This window comes from Streptomyces acidicola, from assembly GCF_009377235.1.
In the GTDB taxonomy this organism is placed as follows: Bacteria; Actinomycetota; Actinomycetes; order Streptomycetales; family Streptomycetaceae; genus Streptomyces; species Streptomyces acidicola.
Genome location: NZ_VMNX01000014.1, coordinates 49376 through 75610 on the forward strand (window position 1 = coordinate 49376; position 26235 = coordinate 75610).

The 26235-nt window shown below is 71.4% G+C and carries 19 protein-coding genes and 2 pseudogenes; 9 read left to right on the forward strand and 12 right to left on the reverse strand.

Annotated elements, in window-relative coordinates; genetic code table 11:
• Position 1: 1 nt before the first annotated feature.
• The 8 genes from FPZ41_RS07380 to FPZ41_RS07415 all read right to left on the reverse strand — a co-directional run bounded on the left by FPZ41_RS07380 (position 2) and on the right by FPZ41_RS07415 (position 11173).
• Entirely contained in the window at positions 2 to 1009 is a 1008-nt protein-coding gene (locus FPZ41_RS07380) for an ABC transporter ATP-binding protein (protein WP_322619922.1), read from the reverse strand.
• Positions 1010 to 1139: 130 nt separating this feature from the next.
• A complete protein-coding gene (locus FPZ41_RS07385; protein ID WP_152860304.1) occupies positions 1140 to 4013 on the reverse strand; it encodes a glycoside hydrolase family 2 TIM barrel-domain containing protein in 2874 nt (957 codons plus the stop codon).
• 12 nt (positions 4014 to 4025) lie between these two features.
• On the reverse strand, positions 4026 to 4919 hold the full coding sequence (locus FPZ41_RS07390; protein WP_322619923.1) for a carbohydrate ABC transporter permease: 894 nt from the start codon (positions 4917 to 4919) through the stop codon (positions 4026 to 4028).
• On the reverse strand, positions 4916 to 5881 hold the full coding sequence (locus FPZ41_RS07395; RefSeq protein WP_152860306.1) for a carbohydrate ABC transporter permease: 966 nt from the start codon (positions 5879 to 5881) through the stop codon (positions 4916 to 4918). The genes FPZ41_RS07390 and FPZ41_RS07395 overlap by 4 nt, the downstream gene beginning before the upstream one ends.
• A 20-nt stretch (positions 5882 to 5901) precedes the next feature.
• Entirely contained in the window at positions 5902 to 7161 is a 1260-nt protein-coding gene (locus tag FPZ41_RS07400; RefSeq protein WP_152860308.1) for an ABC transporter substrate-binding protein, read from the reverse strand.
• Between the two features lie 205 nt (positions 7162 to 7366).
• Positions 7367 to 8611: an ROK family transcriptional regulator gene (locus tag FPZ41_RS07405; protein WP_407698760.1), complete on the reverse strand. Its 1245-nt coding sequence runs from the start codon at positions 8609 to 8611 to the stop codon at positions 7367 to 7369.
• Between the two features lie 250 nt (positions 8612 to 8861).
• Positions 8862 to 10106 (reverse strand): FAD-binding protein, encoded by a 1245-nt coding sequence (locus FPZ41_RS07410; RefSeq protein WP_152860312.1) that lies wholly within the window; start codon positions 10104 to 10106, stop codon positions 8862 to 8864.
• A gap of 119 nt (positions 10107 to 10225) precedes the next feature.
• A complete protein-coding gene (locus tag FPZ41_RS07415) occupies positions 10226 to 11173 on the reverse strand; it encodes an aminoglycoside phosphotransferase family protein (RefSeq protein WP_152860314.1) in 948 nt (315 codons plus the stop codon).
• A gap of 201 nt (positions 11174 to 11374) precedes the next feature.
• Between FPZ41_RS07415 and FPZ41_RS07420 the strand changes: the two are divergent.
• The 8 genes and pseudogenes from FPZ41_RS07420 to FPZ41_RS07460 all read left to right on the forward strand — a co-directional run.
• Positions 11375 to 11962: pseudogene (locus FPZ41_RS07420) on the forward strand (hydroxyacid dehydrogenase); the annotation flags it as partial.
• Positions 11963 to 12125: 163 nt separating this feature from the next.
• Positions 12126 to 12545, forward strand: a pseudogene (locus tag FPZ41_RS07430) (NAD(P)-dependent oxidoreductase); the annotation flags it as partial.
• Between the two features lie 158 nt (positions 12546 to 12703).
• Positions 12704 to 14038, forward strand: coding sequence for a radical SAM protein (locus FPZ41_RS07435; protein ID WP_152860316.1), 1335 nt, complete (start codon positions 12704 to 12706; stop codon positions 14036 to 14038).
• A 294-nt stretch (positions 14039 to 14332) separates the two neighbouring features.
• Complete coding sequence (locus FPZ41_RS07440; RefSeq protein ID WP_152860318.1) at positions 14333 to 15823, forward strand: cellulose-binding domain-containing protein; 1491 nt, start codon at positions 14333 to 14335, stop codon at positions 15821 to 15823.
• Between the two features lie 297 nt (positions 15824 to 16120).
• Positions 16121 to 17929 carry a glycoside hydrolase family 15 protein gene (locus tag FPZ41_RS07445; RefSeq protein ID WP_152860320.1) on the forward strand — a complete coding sequence of 603 codons (1809 nt, stop codon included), beginning with the start codon at positions 16121 to 16123 and terminating at the stop codon, positions 17927 to 17929.
• A gap of 241 nt (positions 17930 to 18170) precedes the next feature.
• Positions 18171 to 19268, forward strand: a complete 1098-nt coding sequence (gene rsgA, locus FPZ41_RS07450) for a ribosome small subunit-dependent GTPase A (protein WP_152860322.1) — start codon at positions 18171 to 18173, stop codon at positions 19266 to 19268.
• Positions 19269 to 19410: 142 nt separating this feature from the next.
• The gene (locus FPZ41_RS07455; RefSeq protein WP_322619925.1) at positions 19411 to 20820 is read left to right on the forward strand and encodes a DNA-3-methyladenine glycosylase 2 family protein; all 1410 of its coding nucleotides are present in this window, start codon (positions 19411 to 19413) and stop codon (positions 20818 to 20820) included.
• Between the two features lies 1 nt (position 20821).
• Positions 20822 to 21325, forward strand: a complete 504-nt coding sequence (locus FPZ41_RS07460) for a methylated-DNA--[protein]-cysteine S-methyltransferase (protein WP_152860326.1) — start codon at positions 20822 to 20824, stop codon at positions 21323 to 21325.
• A gap of 426 nt (positions 21326 to 21751) precedes the next feature.
• On the opposite strand, the gene FPZ41_RS07465 is transcribed toward FPZ41_RS07460, so the two are convergent.
• Both FPZ41_RS07465 and FPZ41_RS07470 read right to left on the reverse strand, forming a co-directional pair.
• On the reverse strand, positions 21752 to 21961 hold the full coding sequence (locus FPZ41_RS07465; RefSeq protein ID WP_131570686.1) for a hypothetical protein: 210 nt from the start codon (positions 21959 to 21961) through the stop codon (positions 21752 to 21754).
• Positions 21962 to 22171: 210 nt separating this feature from the next.
• Positions 22172 to 22447, reverse strand: a complete 276-nt coding sequence (locus FPZ41_RS07470; protein WP_131570688.1) for a hypothetical protein — start codon at positions 22445 to 22447, stop codon at positions 22172 to 22174.
• Positions 22448 to 22643: 196 nt separating this feature from the next.
• On the opposite strand from FPZ41_RS07470, the gene FPZ41_RS07475 reads away from it, so the two are divergent.
• Positions 22644 to 23984, forward strand: a complete 1341-nt coding sequence (locus tag FPZ41_RS07475; RefSeq protein WP_152860349.1) for a serine/threonine-protein kinase — start codon at positions 22644 to 22646, stop codon at positions 23982 to 23984.
• 10 nt (positions 23985 to 23994) lie between these two features.
• On the opposite strand, the gene FPZ41_RS07480 is transcribed toward FPZ41_RS07475, so the two are convergent.
• The gene (locus tag FPZ41_RS07480; RefSeq protein ID WP_322619924.1) at positions 23995 to 24813 is read right to left on the reverse strand and encodes a TrmH family RNA methyltransferase; all 819 of its coding nucleotides are present in this window, start codon (positions 24811 to 24813) and stop codon (positions 23995 to 23997) included.
• Between the two features lie 64 nt (positions 24814 to 24877).
• Positions 24878 to 26134: a uroporphyrinogen-III C-methyltransferase gene (cobA, locus tag FPZ41_RS07485; protein ID WP_152860328.1), complete on the reverse strand. Its 1257-nt coding sequence runs from the start codon at positions 26132 to 26134 to the stop codon at positions 24878 to 24880.
• Between the last annotated feature and the right edge of the window lie 101 nt (positions 26135 to 26235).

Sequence of the window (26235 nt, forward strand, 5' to 3'; positions counted from 1 at the left end):
CTCAAGCCTCTTCCGCGGCGGGCCCCGCCTGGACGTAGGCGGCCCGCATCACGTCCTCGAGGTCCGCCTCGTCGATGGATATGCCCGTCACCTCGTACCGTTCGATGACCGCCTTCAGCGCCTGGTGCACGGTGGGCGCGTCGGACCCGTCGGGGCCGAACACGACCTGCGGCCCGTCCTGCCGCAGCACCGCTATGCCCGGCAGCGCCATGACGTCGGCGTGCGCGTCGGCGAGGGTCGCCCGCACCTGCCAGGTCGAGCCGAACCTGCGGCGGATCTCGTCGAGGGAGCCGTCCAGCACGAGCCGCCCGTGGTTGATGAGGACGACCCGCTCGGCCAGCCGCTCGACCTCCGTCATGTCGTGCGTGGTGAGCAGCACCGTCCGGCCCCGCTCGGTCACCTGGTACCGCAGGAACTCACGCACCTGCTCCTTGACCACCACGTCCATGCCGATGGTCGGCTCGTCGAGGAACACCACGGGCGGGTCGTGCAGCAGCGCGGCGGCCAGATCGCTGCGCACCCGCTGTCCGAGGGACAGGTGGCGTACCCGTGTGTCCCAGAAGGAGGACAGGTCGAGCAGCTCGTCGAACTCCTTCAGCCGCGCCGCGTGTTCGGCCTTCGGCACCTCGTAGATGTCCCGCAGGATCGCGAACGACTCACGCACCGGCAGGTCCCACCACAACTGGGTGCGCTGCCCGAACACCGCACCGATGTTGCGGGCGTTGCGCTCCCGCTCCTCGTACGGCACCACGCCCGCGACCCGGGCCTCGCCGGCCGTGGGGGTGAGGATGCCGGTGAGCATCTTGATGGTGGTGGACTTGCCCGCGCCGTTCGGCCCGAGCAGGGCGAGGAGTTCACCGGCCGCGACCTCGAAGCTGATGTCGCGCACCGCGTCCTTGGCCACCCGCTCCGGATTGACGAGGGATCGGACCGCGCCCAGGAAGCCGGGACGGCGGACGGTGGTGAGGAAGGTCCGGGACAGGCCGCGGACCTCGATGCTTGCGGACACTCGACGAACCTCCGTGACACGTGAATCGCGGCCGACCGGCGGGGAGCCGGTCGGCCGCGGAGGATCTGATGCACCCTTGCGGAATGTCGGTCAGCCGGTCAACGGATCAATCCGTCAACCGGTCGATCCGTCAACCGATCTTCGAGAAGACGAAGGAGAACTCCGTCGGCTCGGCCCGCAGGTAGTACTGCGGCAGCGGGCCCGGACCGCACGACTGCGAACCGATGCCGTGCTGGCCGTGGTCGAGGTTGACCCACACGGTGTCGCCGGACCGGAGGTCCGTCAGGTGCCGGGCCGTGTCGAGCTGTTCGCTGGTCCAGCGCCGGGCGCTGAACCAGAACTCCGGGTCGCCCTCGATCCGCAGTCCGCCGATCCGCGCCCAGCGGACGTCGGCGCGGGCGCCGTTCTCCTGCGGGCGCACATACGGGGTCTGCAGCTCGTCCACCGAGGACTCCCAGCGGCCCAGCACGGAGGCCGACCTGGTGTCCGGGTACGCCTCGCCGGGACCGCCGCCGAACCACTCCACCCGCTCGGCCCGCGCGAGCCCGAAGCGGATGCCGAGCCTCGGCAGCGGCACCTTCCAGTCCCCCTCGGGCGCCACGGACACCGTCAGCTTCAGCCGCGTACCGTCGGACGTCCAGCGGTACACCGTGCGCAGGCCGATCTCCCGGGCGGCGGGCGCCACCCGCGTCCGTACGGTCAGCGCGTCGTCGTCCCGTTCCACCGCGTCCAGCCGGTGGCGCATCCGGTGCAGGCCGTACTTGCGCCACAGCACGCCCCAGCGCGTGTCGTCCTGCCAGGACGCGCCGTCGTCGTTGTCCGTCGGAGCCCGCCACACATCCAGCCGCAGCCCGGCCACGTCGACCCCGCCGATGGACCGCAGCGCACCCGTGCGGGCGTCGAAGGCGCCGGGGCCGAGCGTGATCAGCCGCTCGCCGGCCACGGGGGCGGCCGAGGCGGCCACCGACACCGACTGACGTTCGCCGGCCGGGAGCTGGGCCCAGGCCACCACGTGGTCCTTCGGCCCCCACGCGGTCTCCTCGGCCAGCAGCGCCCGTACCGTCCACAGCGACTCGCCGCTCCGGCCGGTCGCCGGCGGCTCCGGCAGCTTCACCTCCGCCGACTCGCCCGGCGCGAGCGCGGGCACCGGCAGCGCACCCGTCCCGACCGTCTCACCGTCGACCTGGTACGCCCACACGAAGGCCAGCGCGGACAGGTCGGCGAAGTCGTACCCGTTCGTGATCCGTACGGTGCCGTCGGCGCCGTCACCCTCCATACGAACCGGCTCGATCACCTTCTTGTACTCGACGAGCCCCGGAGACGGCGTCCGGTCCGGGAAGATCAGCCCGTCGCAGACGAAGTTCCCGTCGTGCAGTTCCTCGCCGAAGTCGCCTCCGTAGGCGTAGCCCAGCTCCGGGTGCTTGATCCCGTGGTCGATCCACTCCCAGATGAAGCCGCCCTGGAGCCGCTCGTGGGCCTCGAAGATCCGCTGGTAGTCGGCGAGTCCGCCGGGCCCGTTGCCCATCGCGTGTCCGTACTCGCACTGGATGAAGGGCAGCCCGCGCCGCAGACGCGTGCCACCGTCCAGGCCGCGGCCGATGCGCTCGACCTCGGCGTGGTCGGCGTACATCCGCGAGTACACGTCGGTGTCACGGCAGTTCCAGTCGCCCTCGTAGTGCACGAGCCGCGAGCCGTCGCGGCCGTGGATCCACTCTGACATGGCTGTCAGACCGCGCCCGGTGCCGGCCTCGTTGCCGAGGGACCACATGACGACGGAGGGGTGGTTCTTGTCGCGCTCGACCATGCGGGCCGCGCGGTCCAGCAGGGCCGGGGTCCAGCGGTCGTCGTCGACGGGGTTGTCGCGCCAGGCCTGCTCGGTGAAGCCGTGGGTCTCCAGGTCGCACTCGTCGATGACCCACAGCCCGTACTCGTCGCACAGGTCGAGGAAGGCCGGGTGCGGCGGGTAGTGCGAGGTGCGGACGGAGTTGAGGTTGTGCCGCTTCATCAGCAGCACGTCCTCGCGCATGGTCTGAAGGTCCAGGGCGCGGCCCCGCTCCGGGTGCCACTCGTGCCGGTTGACGCCCTTGAACAGGATCGCCCTGCCGTTGACCTTGATCAGGCCGTCCTCCAGGGCGACGGTCCGGAAACCGATCCGCAGCGGCACCCGCTCGCCCTCGGTGGCCAGCACGCCGTCGTACAGGCGCGGGGTCTCCGCGGTCCACGGCTCGACCGGCACGGTCACCGGCTCGCCCGTCGCGACATCGATGTCGAGCTCGGGCACGGTGACCCTGCCATCGACATCGGAGTCGACGCGCAGGGTCCCCAGACCCTCGACGTGGTCGTACGACGCGTGCACGAAGAAGTCGGCCGCGCAGCCCGTCGGACGATGCAGCAGCGTCACATCACGGAAGATGCCCGGCAGCCACCACTGGTCCTGGTCCTCCAGGTACGAGCCCGCCGACCACTGGTGCACACGGACCGCGAGCACGTTCCCGGCCGGCTTCAGCAGGTGCCCGACCGCGAACTCGTGCGGCAGCCGGGACCCCTTGAACTCGCCGATGTCCGTGCCGTTCAGCCACACCCGGGCACAGGACTCCACCCCGTCGAAGCGCAGCACCGCGCCGCCGTCCGTCAGGGCGGGCCAGTCCTCCGGCAGGTCGAACACCCGCAGGTGGTCACCGGTCGGGTTCTCGGTCGGCACGCGGGGAGGGTCCACCGGGAACGGGTACAGATGGTTCGTGTAGATCGGCGCCCCGAACGCTCCGTCGCCCTGGAGGACCCAGTGGCCCGGAACCGCCACCTCCGCCCAGTCCCCGGCGTCGTACCCGTCCGCGGCGAAGGAGTCGTCCTCGGCGTCCGCGGTCGGTGACAGACGGAACCGCCAGGTGCCGTTCAACGACAGGGACGTGGCGTCGGAGGACGCGTACCAGGCGCGCGGCGGCAGGGCCCCGCTGCCGGGCGAGACGTCCTCGACGTAGTCGGTGGAGGTGGTGCGGAATGACATCGGTCTCCTTGCTCAGCCCTTGATGCCGGTCTGTGCGATGCCCTGGACCAGCCAGCGCTGGAGGAACAGGAACACGAGCAGCAGAGGCAGGATCGAGATGGCGGTGGCCATGAAGATCAGGTGGTAGTTCACGGTCTGGTTGGTCATGTAGGCGGAGAGCGCGACCTGGACGGTCCACGCGCTCGGGTCCTGGCCGATGACCAGCGGCCACAGGAAGGAGTTCCAGCCGTTGATGAAGGTGATCGTCGCGATCGCCGCGAAGAAGTTCAGCGAGTTGGGCACGACGACGCGCCAGTACGCGCCCCAGTAGCCGAGCCCGTCCACCCGCGCCGCCTCCTCCAGCTCCTTCGGAAACCCTAGGAAGTACTGCCGGAACAGGAAGCAGGTGAAACCACTGAACAGCCCCGGGATGATGAGACCTCGGTAACTGTCGATCCAGCCGAGCGACGAGACCATCACGAAGCCCGGGACGAACGTGACGGCGGTCGGCACCATCAGCGTGAACAGGACGGCGTAGAACACCTTGTTGGCGTGCCGGTACGGGATGCGGGCCAGGCCGTAGCCGGCCAGCGAACACACCAGCAGGGTGCCGACGGTGTGCAGGACGCCGACGATCAGCGAGTTCACCATCGACTGGCCGAAGTCGACCATCGTGTCCTCGAACGGCGCGGTGATGTTGCCCCACTGGATGTCCGTGGGGAAGAGCCTCCACTCCTCTCCGGTGATCTCGGCGTCCGTGGAGAGGGCGTTGCGGACCAGGACGTAGAACGGGATCAGGAAGAGGAGCGCGGCGACGCCGACGGAGACGTACAGGCCAGTGGAGCCCATCGCCCCCCGGCCCCGCGAGGCCCGGCGCGGCCCGCCGGCCGGGGCGGCCTTGGTCATTTCAGGTGCGGTCGTGGTCACTTGGACTCGTCACCCCTTCCAAAGCCCATGATCTTGCCCTGGAACAGGGTCACGATGACGATCAGCAGGGTCAGGATCACCGCGCCCGCGCTGCCCGCGCCGTAGTCCTGGTTGTCGCCGAGGGCGGTGTAGTACAGCTCGACGAGCGGCGGCCGTCCCCAGGTGGTTTTCGACAGCAGGTTGAAGAACTCGTCGAAGGCCTGGTACGCGGCGATCAGGAGCAGCAGGATCACGGCCGTCGAGGTCGCCCGCAGCTGCGGCAGCGTGATGTGGCGGAACGTCTGCCAGCCCGGCTTGGCGCCGTCGATCGCGGCGGCCTCGTACAGCTCGCCCGGGATGTTCTGCAGCGCGGCCAGGAACAGGATCATGTAGAAGCCGGACTGCAGCCACAGGCGCGCGGTGAGGATGACCAGCCAGTACCAGGGCGGGTTGGGGTTGTCGAGCCAGGCGATGTTCTCGACGCCGAACCAGCCCAGCACGGTGTTCGCCAGACCGAAGCGGACACCGTTGAAGATGGACATCTTCCAGATGAGGGACGCGGCGACGTAACTGCACGCCGTCGGCAGGAAGAACACCGACCGGAAGAACGCCCGCATGAACCGCAGCCGGTTCACCAGCAGGGCGAGCCCGAGCGAGAGCGCCCAGGTGGTGGGCACGATGATCGCGGCGAAGACGGTGAAGGTGCCGAGGGCGCCGATGAAGTTGTCGTTCTCCAGCATGAACCGGTAGTTGTCGAAACCGACGAACGTGCTGGGTGTGACGGTGAAGCGGGCCTCGTAGAAGCTGAGCCAGATGCTCCAGCCGATGGGGACGTAGACGAAGATCAGCAGGCCGATGAGGAACGGCCCGGTGAACAGCCAGAAGTTGAAGGTGCCGCTGCCCCGCAGCCCCCGCCTCGGCCCGGCCTTGGAAGGCTTTGCCGGGGCGGGGCGCGCGAGGTCGCGCGTGGTGGTCGTCGACATGTCGTGGTCCGCCCGCCGGCCTATCCGAAGAGCTTCTTGAGCTCGGCGTTGACCACCTTGTCGCACTTGTCGAGCGCGGCCTCCGGGTCAGCGTCCTTGCGGACGGCGTCGGCGAAGACGTCCTCCGTCGCCTTGATCATGGCCTGCGTCCAGCCGATGTTGTCGAAGTGGCCGAACTCGTTGAAGAGCTTGACGCCCTCGGCCGGCAGACCCGACTTGAGCTTGTCCGCGGACTCGGCGATGGAGGTGCGCGGCGGGATGTGGAAGCCGTACGAGAGGGCCCAGTCCTCCTGGTACTCCTTGTTGTCGATCCACAGCCACTTCACGTACTCCTTGGCCTCGTCGACCCGGTCGCCCTTGGCGTTGACGAACATCGACCAGCCGCCGTTGTAGACCGAGGGCTTGCCGGCGTCGCCGACCTTCGGGAAGGGGAAGATGCCGAGGTCGTCGCCGAGCGCCTCCTGCATCACCGGCATGGCCCACATACCGCAGAACTGCATGGCGGTGAGGCCCTGGACGAGCGCGGAGGGGTCCCAGTAGTCCGCCGGGGCGCCGAGGAGCAGATCGCCGCTGGTGAACAGCTTGCGCATCTGCTTGATGCCGTCGACGACGGCGTCCGTGTGGTAGGCGGGCTCGTTCTTGTCGTTGAGCGTGTCGGCGCCCGCCGCCCAGATCATCGGGCGGATGACGGCCTGGAGGGTGTTGCCGAGGTAGACACCCTTGACCTTGTCCGTGGTGAGCTTGGCGGCGGCCTCCAGCAGCTCGTCGAGCGTCTGCGGCACCTCGACGTTCGCCTTCTCCAGCATCGACTTGCGGTAGAAGAAGAACTGCGGGTCGTCGATCATCCGGACGCCGTATATCTTGCCGTCCACCGTGTGCGACGCGATGTCGGCCTGGTTGAAGTCGTCCTTGACCGGCTCGACGATGTCGGTCAGATCCGCCACCTGACCGCTCTTGATGAGCTGGATCTGCGGGTGGAACTCGAAGAGGTCGGGTGCCTCCTTGGTGAGCAGGGACGCGAAGAGCTTGCTCTCGAAGTTCGAGCCGGTGATCCACTGCGTGGCGACGTTGGCGTCCTTGTAGGCCTTCGCGTACCGCTTGATGGCCTGCTCGGTGCCGGCCTCCCCGTAGGCGTGGAAGTACTGGACCAGAGCGTCGCCGCCGCCACTTCCGCGGCCGGTGTTGCTGCCGCACGCGGCCAGTCCGCCGGCGGCGGCGAGGCCCATGGCGGCCCGCAGAACGGTGCGGCGGTCCCAGTTGCTGTTGCTCAATGCCGACATGCTGACGTCCTTGTCTCGATATGCGGCTGCGGCTCTGTCGCTGAGCGCCAGATGGCTCAAAGGGAGTTGCGGAGCCGGACGTTAACCTTCGGCTAAGGCTTCGGCAAGGGGTTGAACGAAGTCTGTTCGAAGCGTTGCATCCGGTTCGGTATGCCGAACCGCCCCGCCCGTTGCCGTGAAGGTGCCGTGCTGCTGCGGTGCGCCGTCAGGCAGGCGGCGCGGTACGGCTCCGTGAGGGGCCGGAGCGCCGGGTGGAGCGCTGACTGATCGACGAGAGCGCGCCCTCCAGGGCGAAGGTCGCGGCTCCCAGACACACCGGATCGGAGGGGATGGGGGAGAGCACGATCTCGGTCGCCGCGAACGGCCGGCGCAGCGCGTGCCGGGCCACGGCCTCGCGCACCTCGTGCAGCAGCGGCTCGCCGAGCGTGGCCGCGACCCAACTGCTGAGCACGACCACCTGGGGATTGAGGAGGTTGACGAGGTCGGCGATGCCCGCGCCGAGGTAACGGGCCGTGTCGCGGACGACCTTGAGGGCCACCGGGTCCTGTGCGGCGACCCCGCGGGCGAGCGCGTCGATGGTGGCGGTCTGGTCCTCGGGGTGGAGCAACGTGCTTTTCGGGCTCAGCTCCCTCAGGTTGAGCATGATCCCGGGCGCGCCGACATACGTCTCCACGCAGCCGTGGTTGCCGCAGTGGCACAGCCGCCCGTCGAGCACGAGGGTCGTGTGCCCCCACTCGCCCGCGCTGTTGCTGACACCCCGGTGCAGCCCGCCGCCGAGCACCAGTCCGGCACCGACTCCGGTGCCCAGATTGACGACCACGGCGTCCCCGCGCCCACGGGCCGCGCCGAACCACTGCTCGGCCACCGCGCAGGCGCGCAGCGGATTGTCCAGGTGCAGCGGGTAGGCGATGTGCTCGGCGAGCAGGTCGAGCAGCGGCACCTCGTGCCAGTCCCAGTTCGGGGCGTACTCCGAGATGCCGGTGTCGCGGTCGACCTGCCCCGGCACGCTCACTCCGACGCCCAGCACCCGGGCGCCCTCGACCCCGGCCTGCGCGACCACCGAGCCGACCGCCGCCGCGACATGGGCGACGACCTGCTCCGGGCGGCCCTCGCCCGGGCGCATGTCCTCGTCGGCGCGCGCGAGCACGTTCAGCCCCAGGTCGAAGAGTTCGACGCGGACGTACGTCTCCGCGATGTCCACGCCGATCAACGCGCCCCCCGACGCGTTGACGGCCACGAGTCCCCGTGGGCGCCCGCCCGCCGAGTCCTCGAACCCGACCTCCGTGATCATGCGCAGATCGAGCAGCTCGCCCACGAGGGTGGCGACCGTGGCGAGGCTCAGCCCGGTGGCGGCGGCCAGTTCCTGCCGGGACGTCGGCGACTCGGCGATGATCTGGCGCAGCACCTCGTAGCGGTTCGCGGTGCGGATGTCGCGTGACGTGCGCTTCACCACCGACACGAGAACTCCCTGATCCTTTCGGCCCATGACCGGGCCTTCCGTCGGCCCCGGCGCGGCGCAAGGTTATGGCCTGCCGGGACTTTCGACAAGGGGTTAGGAAAGGGGGTTAACAAAGTCCGGCAGGGGTGGGACGGCACGTCAGCGTATACGGCTTAAGAGTGCGCCCCGAGGCGCGTGCCGACGCTCGACCCGACATGCGCCTCGGCGCGCGCCGGGGCGCCGGCCGCCCAGCACGTCCGCCTCAGCCGCCCAGCACGTCCCGCACGAACGCGTTCCGGAACGTGCCCGCCGGGTCCAACTCCTCGGCCAGCGCCCGGAAGTCGCCCAGCCTCGGGTACCGCTCGCGCAGCACCGCCGACGGCACCGTGAAGATCTTGCCCCAGTGCGGTCGCGGCTCATACGGGTCCAGTGCCTCCTCGACCCGCCGCACTACGGGCAGCACGGCCGCGGTGTCGTCGATCCATGTGAAGTGCAGGGCCACCGTGTCCCGCCCGAAGGAGGGGCTGAGCCACTGCTCGTCGGCGGCCACCGTACGCACCTCGCAGGTCTGGAGCACGGGCGCGATCACCTCCCGTACGGCGTCCAGCGCGTGAAGCGCGTCCAGCGCGTGCTGCCGCGGCAGCAGGTACTCCGACTGGAGCTCGGCCCCGCTGCTCGGCGTGAACTCGGCCCGGAAGTGCGGCAGCCGCTCGTGCCAGGGGCCCGGCACCCCGAACTGCTGCGTGCAGTTCCCCGCGGGTATCCCCGGCACCGGGTGCACCGCCGCGGTCGCGGGCGCCGCCCACGGGAAGTCCACGGGCGGCTCGTCGGTGCGCCGCTTGACCCAGACGTGGTTGAAGCGCGGCTCCCGCCAGTCGGTGAACAGGCTCACGCTGTACGCGGTTGCCGCCACGGCCGCGTGGTCGAGCCCGGCGAGCGGCAGGTCGACGTACACGTGCTGGCTCACCTCGAAGGCGGGCTCCAGGTCGAGCGTGAGCGCGGTGACGACACCGAGGGCGCCCAGGGACGTCACGGCCCCGCCGAAGCGCGCGTCGCCACGGCCGATCACGACGACCTCTCCGTCCGCCGTGACCAGCTCGACCTCGCGCACGGCCGAGGCGAGTGGACCGTTGGCGTTCCCCGACCCATGGGTGCCGGTCGCCACCGAGCCGGCCACCGAGATGTGGGGGAGGGAGGCCATGTTGGCCAGGGCCAGACCGTGCCGATGCACCGCCGCCGCGAGTTCCGCGTACCGGACGCCGCCCCCGACCCGTACCGTACGGGCCGCCGTGTCCACCTCGACCACCGGCGGCAGCGCGGTCAGCGACAGCAGCACGCCCTCGCTCCCCGGCTCGGCGATCTCGTTGAACGAGTGCCCGCTGCCGAGGACCCGCACCGCCCTGCTGCCCGCGACGAGCGCCCGCACCTCCTCGATCGAGTGCGGCCGGTGCAACTCCTTGGCCGTGTACGCGATGTTGCCCGCCCAGTTGGTCAGGGTGTCGGTCATCCGCGGTGTCCCTTTCCCGCAAGTCCGGTGCCGCCGCTCACGGGTCGGCTCGTGTGTTCGTGCCGGCTCGTGCGCTCCGGCGTGTACGACCGAATCCCAACCCATGGGGCACCGTGCGATCAACCCCGTGCGCTCCCCGTACCGTGCGCCTGATCGGCGAGAACCTCGTGGATGACGCGCCGGGCGTGGGCCGCCATCACGGGGTTCGAGTCCCGGTAGGCCCGAAGTTCGAGGAGCGCGATCGACAGGGCCCAGCCACGGCCGCGCGCCCAGGTGGCGTCGTCGGCGTCCAGACCGGCCCGGAAGGCGGCTCGCGCCGAGGCCGGCAGCACGTACCAGGCCGCGATCAGGTCGACGGCGGGCTCGCCCAGGCCCAGGCAGCCGAAGTCGATGACCGCGCTGAGGCGCCCCTCGGCCAGCAGCATGTTCCCGGGCTGCAGATCCGCGTGGAGCCAGACCGGCGGCCCGGACCAGTCGGGAGCGCCCAGGGCGGCCTCCCACGCGGCGGTCGCGGCGTCGGTGTCGACCACTCCCCGCAGCTCCGCCAGCGCCGCCCGGGTCACCCGATCCCGGGTCGCCAGTTGCTCGGCGCGGTAGGACGGTGGTCCGTCCGCGGGATCGACGTCACGCAGCGCGGTGACGAACTCCGCCAGGTCCCCGGCGAGCGCGGCGGGTTCGGCGAGGTGCCCGACGGCCGGTGGCTCGCCGTCGAGCCAGCGGTAGACGGACCAGGGCCAGGACAGGCCTTCACCAGGCGTTCCCTGGCCCAGCGGCACGGGGATGGCGACGGGAAGCCGTGGCGCGAGCCGCGGCAGCCACCGGTGCTCCTTCTCGACGTCGTCCGCGGCCCCGGCGGTGAGGGGCAGACGGACCACCATGTCCTCGCCGAGCCGGTACATGGCGTTCGCCGTACCGGCGGAGCCGACCCGCACGACGGACAGGCCCGCCCACTGCGGGAACTGCGCGGCGACGAGTCGGCGAACGAGGGCGGTGTCGGTGGCGCTCTGGGTGTGGGTGTGGGTGCGGGGGTCGGTGGCGGAGCTGGGCTGGGACGCGGCGGCATGCATCCGGCCATACGAACGGTCCGGCGCACCGGACGTCAACGGATTTGACCGTCCCGGCCTCCCGCGCCCGCGGAGGCCGCACGAAGGAACTCTGGAAGGGCTGCCCAACTCCCGCCCGTGCGTGATCCATTGCCCCGTCACCTGCCGACATCTACGTTAGAAACCGGTTGCTGTCCCTGTGTCACCGAGCCGGAAGGCCCTTCCTTGACCGAGCGTCCCGTGGCCCTCTTCGCCCTGACCGCCGAGAACGTTCCCCGGGTCTTCCCGCCGGACGTACTGGCCCGCCTGCGTGACGCCCTGGAGATCGACCCCACCGTGGTGGCCGGGAGCTTCACCGATCCGCGGGTCCGGGACGTGCTCGCCGGGACCGAGGTCCTGGTCACGGGCTGGGGCTGCCCCACGGTCGACGAGTCGGTGCTCGACGCGGCGCCGAAGCTGCGGGCGATCCTGCACTCCGCGGGCTCGGTGAAGGGCTTCACGACCCCGGCGGTGTGGGAGCGCGGGATCGCGGTCTCCTCGGCGGCCGACGCCAACGCGCTGCCCGTTGCCGAGTACACGCTCGCCATGATCCTGCTCGCGGGCAAGGACCTCTTCGTGAGCAGGGAGCGTCTCAGGGCCGAGCGGGTCCACCCCGGCTGGGAGATCGTCCCCGGCATCGGCAACCACGGCCGCCGCGTCGGCATCATCGGCGCCTCCCGCATCGGCCGCCGCCTCATCGAGCTGCTGCGCCCCTTCGACCTGCGGCCGAGCCTCACCGACCCATACGTCGACGAGGCCGGGGCCGCGGCACTAGGGGGCTTCTGATGGCTCTCCGCGGCGTCGCGACGCCCGGCACGCACTCTCGCCGCACCGGACGAAAGCCCTAGTAGCTCCGCTACGAGGACTTCCGCCCGGCACGCCGGGAGCACGCACCGAACGCCGCTCCTTCTTCCACGGAGAGCCATCAGAAGCCCCCGGCGTACCCCTGCTGCCGCTCGACGAGCTCCTCAGCACCTCCGCCATCGTCACCGTCCACGCCCCCGACACCCCCGGGACCCGTCACCTGATCGGGCGCCACGAACTCGCCCTGATGCCGGACGGAGCCGTCCTCATCAACACCGCGCGCGGCGCGCTCCTCGACCACGAGGCGCTCATCGACGAGCTGCGCACCGGGCGGATCAGCGCGATCCTCGACGTCACCGACCCCGAGCCGCTGCCCGCCGACTCCCCGCTCTACGACCTGCCGAACGCCTTCATCACCCCGCACCTCGCCGGTTCACAGGGCAACGAGGTGGCCCGCCTCGGCCTCGCGGTCGCGGAGGAGGCCGAACGGCTCTCCGCCGGACAGCCGTTGGCGCATGGGATCGACGCGTCCGTGCTGGAGCGCATGGCGTGACGGCCGCCCCGCCATGCCGTGAACGGTGACGGCCACGCCGACGAAAGGCACTCGGTTCACCGTCTGCGCCCCGCCGAAAGCAGGGCCCCGCCACCACGCACCCCCACCCTTGGGCATACCGTGAGGAGTCGTACGTCCGATCCAGGAGGAGATGCAGGATGGGCAGCCGCACCGCGCTGGTAGAGGATCTGATGGAGCGCTTCCCCCACGTCCCGCGGGAAGCCGTCTTCAAGGAGGATCTGCTCCGGGGCGGGGTGGCCTTCGACCCGTCCGCCCTCAGCGACAACGAGAGCGGCGAGGTCAAGCCGAAGTCGTACTTCATCTTCTCCTTCGACCACGGCACCCTGCCCGAGCTGGGCGAGGCCGCGCTGCGCCGCCCCCCGGAGGAGATCATCCTCACCGGAGGCCCGTACGACCTGCGCCGGACCGTCGTGTCCGTGCGCGTGAACCCGTCCTCGCCCTACCGGGTGGCGGCCGACGAGGAAGGGCTCCTCGGTCTCTACCTCGACGGCAGGCGCGTCGCCGACGTCGGTGTGCCGCCGATGCCCGAGTACTACCGGCACACGCTCGCCAACGGGAAGTCCGTGATGGAGGTCGCCCCGACCATCCAGTGGGGCTACCTGATCTACCTCACCGTGTTCCGGGTGTGCCAGTACTTCGGCGCCAAGGAGGAGTGCCAGTACTGCGACATCAACCACAACTGGCGCCAGCACAAGGCGGCCGGGCGTCCGTACACCGGTGTCAAGGACGTCGAGGAGGTCCTGGAGGCGCTGGAGATCATCGACCGGTACGACACCGCGAAGGCGTCCACGGCGTACACGCTCACCGGTGGTGCCATCACGTCGAAGGTCGCCGGGCGCGACGAGGCCGACTTCTACGGGCACTACGCCAAGGCCATCGAGGAGCGCTTCCCGGGCCGGTGGATCGGCAAGGTCGTCGCGCAGGCGCTGCCGCGGGACGACGTGCAGCGCTTCAAGGACTACGGCGTGCAGATCTACCACCCCAACTACGAGGTGTGGGACCGGCGGCTGTTCGAGCTGTACTGCCCGGGCAAGGAGCGCTACGTGGGCCGCGACGAGTGGCACAAGCGCATCCTCGACTCGGCTGAGGTGTTCGGCGCGCGCAACGTGATCCCCAACTTCGTCGCGGGCGTGGAGATGGCCGAGCCCTTCGGGTTCACGACCGTCGACGAGGCCATCGCGTCGACCACCGAGGGGCTGCGGTTCTTCATGTCCCACGGCATCACGCCCCGGTTCACCACCTGGTGCCCGGAGCCCACCACCCCGCTGGGCAAGGCGAACCCGCAGGGTGCGCCGCTGGAGTACCACATCCGGCTGCTGGAGGCGTACCGCGCCACGATGGACGACTTCGGGCTGTCGTCCCCGCCCGGATACGGCCGGCCCGGACCCGGTCGCGCGGTCTTCTCGGTGAGCTCGTTCATGGACAGTCTCCCCGCCGAGGAGCGCGTGGGCGAGGAGCGCGTGGGCGGGTAGGCGTACGCCCCGGGGCGTAGAGGGGTGCAGGAGAGGCGGGCTTGGGCGGGTAATTTCTCCGGCGGGTGAGTCGATCGGTGCCGGCGTACGTACAACTCACCGGTGACAACGGGTGGCAACCGGCGGTAACCACATCTGGACATGCGGCTTGTCAGTTGTGCGGGAACCGTGAAAAGCTCGGGGCCTGTCGTGAGATACCCCCAACTCCCTTACTTCTAAGGTGAGTTGCCCTTTGCATTGTGGATGCGCATCGTTTCAGATGGACGCACCTCGCTCTGTGGATGCAGGAGACCCATGCCCGACCTGCCGAAGCCCCAGGACGCCACCGAAGCCGCGCTGCTGTCGGAGTGCTGGGACGCGGTCCTTTCGTACGCCGATCTGTGCACATCCGGGTCGGCCTCGGCCAGCCAACTGGCAACAGAGGCGTTCACGCACGGCATACAGGAGGCCCGCGCCGACGAGGCCAGAGCCGGCCGGGGCACGGGCCGACGGGCGTTACGACTGCCCAGAATCCCCTTCCTGCTGGCCTCGGTCCGCACCACGGCCGGGGTCTGGGAGGCCCACGGGCGGGGCCCCCGGCTCGATGCCGACCTGCGGCTGTGGCTCAACTCCGACAAGGCCACCCGGTTCACCGGCCCGCCCCTGAACCGGCCGCTCGCGCTGCGCGGTCTGAGCGACATGCAGGAGCCGGACGCCGCCCTGCTGTGGCTGGTCGAGGTGGAGTCGCTGCCGCTGCCCGTCGTGGCCCGGCGCCTCCGGCTCGACCCGGCGAGCGCCTCCAGGGAGCTCGCCCAGGTGCGCTCGCTGTTCCGGGAGCGTTGCCAGAGCAACCACCTCGACACCCCCATGGATTCGGACTGCCGCAGCTACGCGCGACTGCTGGACGCGGTCACCCGCTCGCCCGAGGCCGAGACCCCCGAGGACCTCTCACGGCACCTCGCCACCTGCGTCGAGTGCGCCGAGGCCGCCGCCTGCCTCCGGTCGCCGAGCAGCGGACTGCCCGCCGCGCTGGCGGGCGGCGTCATCGGCTGGGGTGGCCACGCGTACCTGGAACGACGCCGCCGGGCCGCCGAGGCCGGGCTGATCCCCGGCCGCGCCGATCTGTCGGGCGCGGACCGGGGCCTGTCGCCGAGCAGGGAGCCGGGGCCCCGGGTCGGCCGCACCGGCATTCTGGTGGCCGCCGGGATCGTCTCCGTCCTGGCCCTCGCGGTCTCCCTCATGCCCGTCGGCTCCGAGGGCGGCACCCAGGCCCAGGACGACCCGGCGAGCCGTCAGCCCGTGGCGGACCCCGACGTGTCGCTGCCGACCGTGGCGCCGCTGCCGTCCGACACCTCGGGCGACCCGTCGGAGGCACCGCGTGCCGACGCCAGCCGCACCCCGGCCGCCGAGTCCGACCCGGAACCGCAGGGCGAGGGCTCGTCCCCGGCGCGCATCTCGCACCGGCCGGTCGTGCCCGACGAGTCGGACTCCTTCTGCCGCCTCCGCTACGAGATAGTCAACGAGTGGCCCGACGGCTTCCAGGCCACCGTCACGGTCACCTCCGCCAAGGCCCTCGACGACTGGCGCGTCGGCTGGACCTTCAAGGACGGCCAGCGCATCACCCAGATGTGGGACGGCTCCTCCGACCAGGACGGCACCCGCGTCACGGCGACCCCCGCCGACTACAACCAGTCCGTCGACGCCGGCGCCACCTTCGGCGTGGGCTTCCTCGCCTCCTGGCAGGGCGACAACTCCACCCCACGCGACTTCACGCTGAACGGCCGGAGCTGCACGAAGGTGAGCTGAGGCCGCCTCTGGAGGGCCGGGCTGGCGTCGGCTCCGCAAGGTGTACGGCACGGTGAGACGCACAGCTCGGCGAGGTGCGTACGGCCCGTCGACGTGCGTCGGCTCGGCGAGACCCACGGCCCCACGAGGCGCATGGCCCCACGAGGCGCATGGCCCGGCGCGGCCCGCGGGTCGTCCCCACGCGGTGGAGCCGCACGATGTCACCGGCCCCACCTGATTCCGGGGCGGGGTGCGGCCCCCGCACTCGAACGCCCCGCCCGGCATGCCCGGGGCGGCCGGCGCGTCGAGACTGGGCCCATGCCGGGACGCATCGAGGACTACGCCCTCGTCGGGGACCTGCTCACCGCGGCGCTCGTGGGCCGGGACGGGAGTCTGGACTGGCTGTGCCTGCCGCGGTTCGACTCGTCGGCGTGCTTCGCCGCGCTGCTCGGTGCCCCGGACAACGGCCGCTGGCTGATCGCCCCGGCCGAGCCGGACGGCCCGTACGCCCGCCGCCGCTACCGTGGCGACACGCTCATCCTCAACACCGAGTGGGAGACGGCCACCGGCCAGGTCCTCGTCACCGACTTCATGCCGCGCCGCGAGGGCGCCCCCTGCGTCGTCCGCATCGTCGAGGGCCTGTCCGGCAGCGTCGACATGCACATGGACCTGCGGCTGCGCTTCGACTACGGGCGCGTGCTGCCCTGGATGCGCCGGGAGGGCGGCGCACTGACCGGGATCGCCGGACCGGAGTCGGTGTGGCTGCACACTCCCGTGCATCTCACCGCGCACGGCAAGGCCCACACCGCCCGCTTCCGCGTGAGCGCCGGCGAACAGATCCCCTTCGTCCTCACCTGGCACCCCTCCCACCTGCCCGCCCCCGACCCCGTGGACGCCTTCGCGGCGCTGCGGGCCACGGAGACGTACTGGCAGGAGTGGCTGCGGCCGCTGACGTACCACGGTCCCTACCGCGACGCGGTCGCCCGCTCCCTGATCACGCTCAAGGCCCTCACCTACGAGCCCACCGGCGGCATCGTCGCCGCCCCCACCACCTCCCTCCCCGAGGAGATCGGCGGCTCGCGCAACTGGGACTACCGCTACTGCTGGCTCCGCGACGGCGGCCTCACCCTGGAAGCGCTGCTGCGCAGCGGCTTCACCGCCGAGGCCGAAGCCTGGCGGGGCTGGCTCGAACGGGCGGTGGCCGGGCGTCCCCAGGACATCCAGGTCATGTACGGCATCGCGGGCGAACGCCGGCTGAACGAGTGGGAGGCCGACTGGCTGCCCGGCTACGAGGGCTCACGGCCCGTACGCATCGGAAACGCGGCCGCCGACCAGCGGCAGCTCGACGTGCAGGGCGAGGTGTTGGAGACCATCTACCTCACCGTCCGCTCCGGACTGCGCCCCCGGCAGCACATGGTCTCCCTCCAGCGGCTCCTGCTCGACGACCTGGAGCGGGCGTGGACCGCCCCCGACCAGGGGCTGTGGGAGACACGCAGCCCCCCGCGCCACCACGTCCACTCCAAGGTGATGTGCTGGGTCGCCTTCGACCGCGCGGTGCGACTCGCGGAGGAGTTCGGGCGCTCCGGGCCCGTGGACCGCTGGCGGCAGGTCCGGGACCGTATCCGCCAGGAGGTGTGCGAGCAGGGCTTCGACCCCGTCCGCTCCACCTTCACCGGGGCCTACGGAACGCCGGAGCTGGACGCCGCACTGCTGCTCATCCCGCAGACCGGCTTCCTGCCCCCCGACGACCCCCGGGTCCTCGGCACCATCGAGGCGGTACGACGCGAACTCGACGCCGACGGGCTGGTGTTGCGCTACTTGGCCGACAGCGGCCCCTCCCCGGACGGGCTCACCGGACCCGAAGGCGTCTTCCTGGCCTGCTCCTTCTGGCTCGCGGACGCGCTGCTGCTGATCGGCCGCGAGGACGAGGCCCGCGAACTGTTCGAGCGGCTGCTGTCCCTGCGCAACGACGTCGGCCTGCTCGCCGAGGAGTACGACCCCGTCACACGCCGCCAACTCGGCAACTTCCCCCAGGCGTTCACCCATGTTCCGCTCATCCGGGTCGCGTACGAACTGGACCGGCACGCCACGGAGCACCGGCGCGGTGTGCCGCGCCCGGGGGACTGAGAAAACCGATTGACGCAGGTCCGTGGGGGCCCGCTAGGGTGAGGGCACTTCGGGTGGTGGCCGGTGGCCGCCGCCGTCGAACCGCACGAGGAACGGGAGGTGTTGACCGATGGCTGTCATTGCGATGGGCGTTGCCCGCATCCAGGAATCCATCAAGTCCACCTCCGTGGTCTCCGGCTGACACCTCGATCTCTGCCGCGCGCGTCCGCGCCTGCCGGGACCACCCTGTGAAGGGTTTCCCTTGACTTCCTCTTCTTCTGTTGTGTTCTCGGCTCTGGCTCCCTATGGCTGGGACCAGGCGTGGGCGGACGAGTTCGCCCCGTACGACGCCGAAGGGCTCGTGGCCGGGCGGGTGATCCGGGTCGACCGGGGGCAGTGCGACGTGATCACCGCCGACGGGGTAGTGCGCGCGGACACCGCGTTCGTGACACCGCACGACCCCCTGCGCGTCGTGTGCACCGGCGACTGGGTGGCCGTCGAGCCCGCGGGCAACCCCCGCTACGTACAGACATATCTGCCGCGCTGTACGGCCTTCGTGCGCTCCACCTCCTCCAAGCGGTCCGAGGGGCAGATCCTCGCGGCCAACGTCGACCACGCGGTCGTCGCCCTGTCCCTCGCCGCGGAACTCGACCTCGGCCGCGTCGAACGCTTCCTGGCGCTGGCCTGGGAGTCCGGCGCACAGCCCGTCGTGGTGCTGACCAAGGCCGACCTCGTACCGGACGCGGTGACACTCGCCCACCTCGTGCAGGACGTGGAGACGAGCGCGCCCGGAGTGCCGGTGCTGCCCGTCAGTGCCGCGTTCGGCGACGGCCTGGACGTCCTCGCGGCGCTGGTCTCCGGGGGCACGTCCGTGCTGCTCGGGCAGTCCGGCGCGGGCAAGTCGACGCTCGCGAACGCGCTGCTCGGCGAGGACGTCATGGAGGTCCAGGCCACGCGTGACGTCGACGGCAAGGGCCGCCACACCACCACGACGCGCAACCTCCTCGCGCTGCCCGGCGGGGGCGTGCTCATCGACACACCGGGGCTGCGCGGCGTCGGCCTCTGGGACGCCGGGACCGGGGTCGGCCAGGTGTTCGCGGAGATCGAGGAACTGGCCGCCGATTGCCGCTTCCACGACTGCGCGCACGCCGCGGAGCCGGGGTGCGCGGTCCTCGCCGCGGTCGATTCCGGTGAGCTTCCGGAGCGGCGCCTCGACAGCTACCGGAAGCTGCTCCGCGAGAACCAGCGGATCGTCGCGAAGACGGATGCGAGGGTGCGGGCGGAGATCCGCCGCGACTGGAAGCGGAAGGGTGCCATCGGCAGGGCAGCCATGGAGGCAAAGAGGGGGCGCTGGATGTAAGGGCGCCTGGGTGGGGGGCGATCCCTGGAGATCGGGGCTCGCTGGGGCTGCGCCCCCGGCGAGCCCTCGCATGTCGCGCTCCAACGTCGTGTCCGATTCCCGCCAGCCCCGCCCCTCTCCGTCGTCCATCCTGGGAAGCGTGATCGATGAAGAGACCAGGTACGAGGCCGTGCGGAGCAGGGACGCCCGGTTCGACGGGGAGTTCTTCTTCGCCGTCGAGACGACCGGGATCTACTGCAGGCCGAGCTGCCCCGCGGTGACGCCGAAGCGGCACAACGTGCGGTACTACACGACCGCCGCGGCCGCACAGGGCGCCGGGTTCCGCGCCTGCCGGCGGTGCCGGCCGGACGCGGTGCCCGGCTCCGCCGAGTGGAACGTACGCGCGGACGTCGTCGGTCGTGCCATGCGCATGATCGGCGACGGTGTCGTCGACCGGGAGGGCGTCGCCGGGCTGGCCGTACGGCTCGGGTACAGCTCACGCCAGGTCCAGCGCCAGCTCACCGCCGAGGTCGGTGCGGGACCGGTGGCCCTGGCCCGCGCACAGCGGGCGCACACCGCGCGCCTGCTGTTGCAGACCACCGGCCTGCCGATCACGGAGATCGCGTTCGCCTCCGGGTTCGCCAGCGTGCGGCAGTTCAACGACACGATCCGCGCCGTGTACGCCGCCACGCCCACCGCGCTGCGCGCCGCCGCGCCCCGCCGGGACACTCCCGGCCGGGGGGCCGCGGCCCCGTCCACCGGGATTCCGCTGCGGCTCGCCCACCGGGGGCCCTACCAGGCCACCGCCGTCTTCGATCTGCTGGCCGACGAGGCGGTCGCCGGCGTCGAGGACATGATCGGCCCACGCGGCCGTCGCACCTACTGGCGCACGCTGCGGCTGCCCCACGGCCACGGGTTCGTCGCGGTCGACGAGCGGCCGGGCGGCGGTGCGCGGACCGGGCGCGGTGGCTGGCTCGACGCGCGGATCCGGCTCTGTGATCCGCGTGACCTCACCACCGCCGTACAGCGGCTGCGGAGGCTCTTCGACCTCGACGCCGATCCGTACGCCGTGGACGAACGGCTCGCCCGTGACCCCCGGCTCGCCCCGTCGGTCGCCGCGCGCCCCGGCCTGCGGTCGCCCGGTGCCGCCGACCCGGAGGAACTGGCCGTACGTGCCGTCGTGGGCGTGGCGGAGGCCGAGGAACTGGTGCGGACGTACGGGAAGCCACTGGACGCCCCCTGCGGGGCGCTCACCCACGTCTTCCCCGAGCCCGCCGTGCTCGCGCAGGCGGAGGACGGCCGTGGCACCCTCGGCGCGCTCGCCGCCGCGCTGGCCGACGGGACGCTGCGGCTCGACGCGGGTGCCGACCGGGACGACGCCCAGCAGGTGCTGCTGGCGCTGCCGGGCATGGACGCCCGTACCGTCGCCGTGATCCGCACCCGCGCCCTCGGCGACCCGGACGTCGCGCCGCCCGGCGTGGACGTCCCCGAGAGCTGGCGCCCCTGGCGCTCGTACGCCCTGCACCACCTCAGGACCGCACGCCGGTCCGAGCGAGAGAAAACCGGAGTCTGACATGTCCGAGCTCGTCCACTACACACAGATCGACAGCCCTCTCGGCCGGCTCCTCCTCACCGCCGACGACTCCGGAGCCCTGACGTCGCTGTCCGTACCCGGCCAGAAGGGCGGGCGGGTCCTCCAGCCCGAGTGGCGGCATACGCCGAGCCTCTTCCACGCGGCCGAGGAACAGCTCGGTGCGTACTTCGCCGGTGAACTCAAGGAGTTCCGGCTGGAGTTGCGCGGTACTGGTACCGCATTCCGTGAGCGGGTGTGGGGGGCGCTGGACGATGTCCCGTACGGGGCGACGACGTCGTACGGCGACATCGCCGCGCGTATCGGGGCGTCCCGGGCCGCGGTTCGGGCCGTTGGAGGTGCGATCGGGGCCAATCCTCTGCTGATCGTCCGGCCGTGCCACCGGGTGATCGGTGCGGATGGCTCTCTGACGGGCTATGCGGGGGGTCTCGACCGTAAGCTCTGGCTGCTGGGGCTGGAGGGTGCGGTGCCGGAGCCCCAGGGCTGACCGCCGGAGGTTGATCGCCCCCGCCGCCCCTACCCGTCCCATCCCCAGGGGCTTCGCCCCTTCGACCCCGACCAGGGGGCTGCGCCCCCTGGAACCCCCGGGCTTCGGGGCTCCGCCCCGGACCCCGTTCGGGGGCCGGCCCCCGGGCCCCCGCTCCTCAAACGCCGGAGGGGCTGAAAATGTGCGGGGCGGGGCTGGACATCCGGGGCGGCGCCGAAAGGCACGGGGCAAGGTTGAACGTGCGGGGCCGCACTGGACGGTCCGGGGCGAGGCTGGATGGTGCCGGACCCCCGTAGAAACAATAGACAGCCCGCGCAGCTCCCCAGCTGCGCGGGCGTCTGTGCCGTCCGCCGCACCCCCGTCCCCACGGGGTTTCATGGGTGGATGTCCCCGCCCGGACCGCTCTTCCGGGCCTGGGGTCGCCGCTCAGCGCCCCAGCATCACGCCCACGGACGACGCTTGTGTGACCACTGCCTCCCAGCCGCCGAAGGCGTACACGAGCAGGGCCGCCAGGGGAAGGACCATCGCGGTCGCCACCAGGGGGTGGCGGCGGCCCGGGCGACGGGTGCGGAACGCCGCGCTGTACGCCTTGCGTCCCTGCGTGCGGATCATCGTCCGCGGTGCCGTGTGGGCCATGGTCCCTCTCCTGACCTGTTGGTGGTTATGTCGGTGCTTGTCGTGGCAGCGGCGGGTGTCTGACCTCGGGGGACGAGTGCTGCACCCGCCGCTTGACCTCAAATCTAGGCGCGCGGCCGGTACGGGTCGTCATGCCCTCGTACCGATTGCCGGGCCTCCCGGAGGATGAGCCATGACCTGCGTCGTACTCCCCTGGGTGGAGACGAGGACCTAGGACTCAGGGTCTTCCCGGAGGGGACGCCCGGCGTGCCCCGACTGTTCCGAGACGTCCTCCCGCGGGACGGGCTGCTCGACGAGGGCCAGCACCCGGTTCGCCATGAAGCGGGCCGTACGCACCACTGATCCGTTGCGCGTGACTTCGCTCACTTCCACCACACCCCTGCGGACCGCCGTCTCCACCCGGCGGCCCGCCCTGCTCGCCACCACCTCGTATGTACGCGTCGTGTCCCCGGCGTCCACGACTATCTCCACGCGATCACCCTTCACGGATTCAATCCCCCTTCTGTCACCGGACGTTGGGATCACGGGCAGCTCAACGCAGTCCCGAACCCCTGTTCCCTGACCACCTTTCAAGTTTCCCACCCGGCACTGACAATCGATCGGGCCGAGAGGGCGCGGCCTCTGCGCGGACCCGGGTGTGGAAACGTAAGCTGTGCCACGTCACACGGACCGGGCAGCGGGGATGAACATGGCGATGATGCGCCTGAGGCGCGAGGACCCGCGCGTCGTCGGCTCGTTCAGGCTGCACAGACGGCTCGGCGCGGGCGGGATGGGCGTTGTCTACCTGGGCTCCGACAAGCGGGGACAGCGGGTCGCACTGAAGGTGATCCGGCCGGACCTGGCGGAGGATCAGGAGTTCCGGTCGCGGTTCGCGCGCGAGGTGTCGGCGGCGCGGCGGATCCGGGGCGGCTGCACCGCCCGGCTGGTCGCCGCGGATCTGGATGCGGACCGCCCATGGTTCGCCACTCAGTACGTGCCCGGCCCGTCCCTGCACGACAAGATCGCCGGCGACGGGCCGCTGCCGGCCGCCGACGTCGCCGCGGTCGGGTCCGCCCTGTCCGAGGGGCTCCTCGCCGTACATGAGGCGGGTGTCGTCCACCGGGACCTGAAGCCGTCCAACATCCTGCTCTCCCCGAAAGGGCCGCGGATCATCGACTTCGGGATCGCGTGGGCGACCGGGGCGTCGACGCTGACGCACGTCGGTACGGCGGTCGGGTCGCCCGGGTTCCTCGCGCCCGAGCAGGTGCGTGGGGCGGCCGTCACTCCGGCCACCGATGTCTTCTCACTCGGCGCGACCCTCGCGTATGCGGCGACCTCCGACTCGCCCTTCGGGCACGGCAGTTCCGAGGTCATGCTGTACCGCGTGGTGCACGAGGAACCGCAACTGCACGGTGTGCCGGACGCGCTGGCTCCACTCATCCGCGCCTGCCTCGCGAAGGACCCCGAGGAGCGGCCCAGCACCCTTCAACTGTCGCTGCGGCTCAAGGAGATCGCCGCACGCGAGACACAGGGGCTCGCGGATGTCCGTCCGCCCGCGCCGCGTACGTCTCCCGACCGGCCCTCGGGGCGGCTCGGGGAGCAGCACGCCGAGCAGTACGCCGAGCCGCGCACCCAGCGGCGGCCGCAGAGCCCACAGGGCACTCCCCTGCCGCGCACCGGAGGTGGGTCCCGGACGGGCGGCTCGTCCCCCCGGACCGGCGGCGGTCAGCGGCCGGGTCCGGGGGCGCGTCCGGCGCCGGCGCGGGGCACCACCCGGTCCGGCAAACGGCCCGTGCCGCGCGGTGGCCGCACGGCGCCCCGCACCAACGGGACCGGGCGGCGGCCCGCCAACCCACGGCTGCTGCGGCAGCGGCTCATCGTGTTCGTCGTGGTGACGCTGCTGGTGGCTCTGGGTATCGCGGCGGCGCAGGGATGCCAGGGGCCGTCGCGCGGACTGGACGGCGATCGGAGCGTACGGAAGGAACAGCCGTACGAAGCCCTGCCGAACGATGCCCTGCCGAAGCCCTACAGGGCGAGCCGATGAGTGGGCTCCATCAGGCCGGCGGGCGGCCCGTCGCCACCGCGTAGAACGCGACCGCTGCCGCCGCGCCCACGTTGAGAGAGTCGACGCCGTGGGCCATGGGGATGCGGACCCATTCGTCGGCCGCCACCAGTGCCTGGGTGGACAGGCCGTCGCCCTCGGCGCCGAGCATCAGCGCCACCCGGTCCATCCGGTGCGGGGCCGTCTCGTCGAGTGTCTTGGCCTTCTCGTCGGGGGTGAGCGCGAGGAGCGTGAAGCCGGCCTCGCGGACGGTCTCCAGGCCCTTCGGCCAGCTCTCCAGGCGGGCGTACGGCACCGCGAAGACCGCGCCCATGGAGACCTTCACGCTGCGGCGGTAGAGCGGGTCCGCGCAGTCGGGCGAGAGCAGGACGGCGTCCATGCCGAGGGCGGCGGCCGAGCGGAAGATCGCCCCGATGTTGGTGTGGTCGTTCACCGATTCCATGACGACGACCCGGCGGGCGGTCCGGAGGAGTTCGTCGGCCGTCGGCAGTGGTTTGCGCTGCATGGAGGCGAGGGCGCCGCGGTGCACGTGGTAGCCGGTGACCTGCTCGGCGAGCTCCGGGCTGACCGCGTACACCGGGGCCGGGAGCTCGTCGATGACGTCGTGCATGACGTCTACCCACTTGGCCGAGAGCAGCATCGACCGCATCTCGTAGCCCGCCTCCTTGGCCCGTCTGATGACCTTCTCGCCCTCGGCGATGAACAGGCCCTCGGCGGGCTCGCGCTTGCGGCGCAGCTCCACGTCGGTCAGGCCGGTGTAGTCGCGCAGGCGCGGGTCGTCGGGGTCCTCAACGGTGATGAGATCGGCCACAGGGTGATACTGCCTTGTCCTGGGAGCGGTGCCAACGGCTTGGAACGAGTTGTGTTACCCGGGGTTACTCGGGTGGCTGCGGCCGGGCCGGTGCGGGGGCCTGCCCGCCCACCGTCACGACCTCGCCGATGACAATGACCGCCGGGGGCTTCACGTCCTGGGTGCGGACGGTCTCGGCGACCGTGGCGAGGGTCGCGTCGACGCGGCGCTGGGCTGCCGTCGTGCCCTCCTGGACGAGGGCCACGGGGGTGTCGGCCGGCTTGCCGTGGGCGACCAGGGTCTCGGCGATCCGGCCGATCTTGTCGACGCCCATGAGGATCACGAGCGTGCCGGTGAGTCCGGCGAGTGAAGCCCAGTCGACCAGAGAGCGCTCGTCGTCGGGGGCCACATGTCCGCTGACCACCGTGAACTCGTGCGCCACGCCACGGTGGGTCACCGGAATGCCGGCCGCGCCCGGGACGGAGATCGAGCTGGAGATGCCGGGCACGACGGTGCAGGGGATACCGGCCTCGGCGAGCGCCTGGAGCTCCTCCATGCCACGACCGAAGACGTACGGGTCGCCGCCCTTCAGACGGACCACGGACTTGCCCTGTTTCGCGTGCTCGATGAGCGCGTTGTTGATCGCTTCCTGCGCCATGAAGCGGCCGTACGGGATCTTCGCCGCGTCGATCACCTCGACGTGTGGCGGGAGTTCGGCGAGCAGGTCGCGCGGACCGAGACGGTCCGCGATGACGACGTCGGCCTCGGCGAGGAGGCGGCGACCGCGCACGGTGATCAGGTCCGGGTCGCCGGGGCCTCCGCCGACGAGGGCGACGCCAGGGGTGCGGGTGCGGTGGTGGGGCGCCACGAGGGTGCCGTCGCGGAGGCCCTCGACCACGGCGTCACGGATGGCGGCGGTGTGGCGGGGGTCGCGGCCCTTGGCGCGGCTGGTGAGGACGGCGACCGTGACGCCTTCGCTGTAGCCGGTGGCGGGGGTCCATGCCGTGGCGGCGTCGGCGTTGTCGGAGCGTACGCACCACACGCGGTGCGCCTCCGCCTCGGCCGAGGCCTGTGTGTTCGCCTCCGGGTCGCTGGTGGCGATCAGGGCGTACCAGGCGTCCGCGAGGTCGCCGTCCGCGTAGGGGCGCCTCTCCCAGGTGATCTCGCCCGCTTCCGCCATCGCTTCGACGGAGGGGGTCGCTTCGGGCGACACGAGGAGGATGTCGGCGCCCGCGGCGATGAGGGCCGGGAGGCGGCGTTGGGCTACCTGGCCGCCGCCGAGGACGACCACTCGGCGGCCGGTGAGGCGGAGGCCTACGGGGTAGGCGGGGTGTTCGGCCATGAGAAGTGCGGCTCCTCGGACTGGCGGCGGTGCGGTGGGCGCGCTGCGGCTTTGAAGCGGCCCTGACGTGCGGATTTTATGTGTGGGGCCGGGAGGTGGCC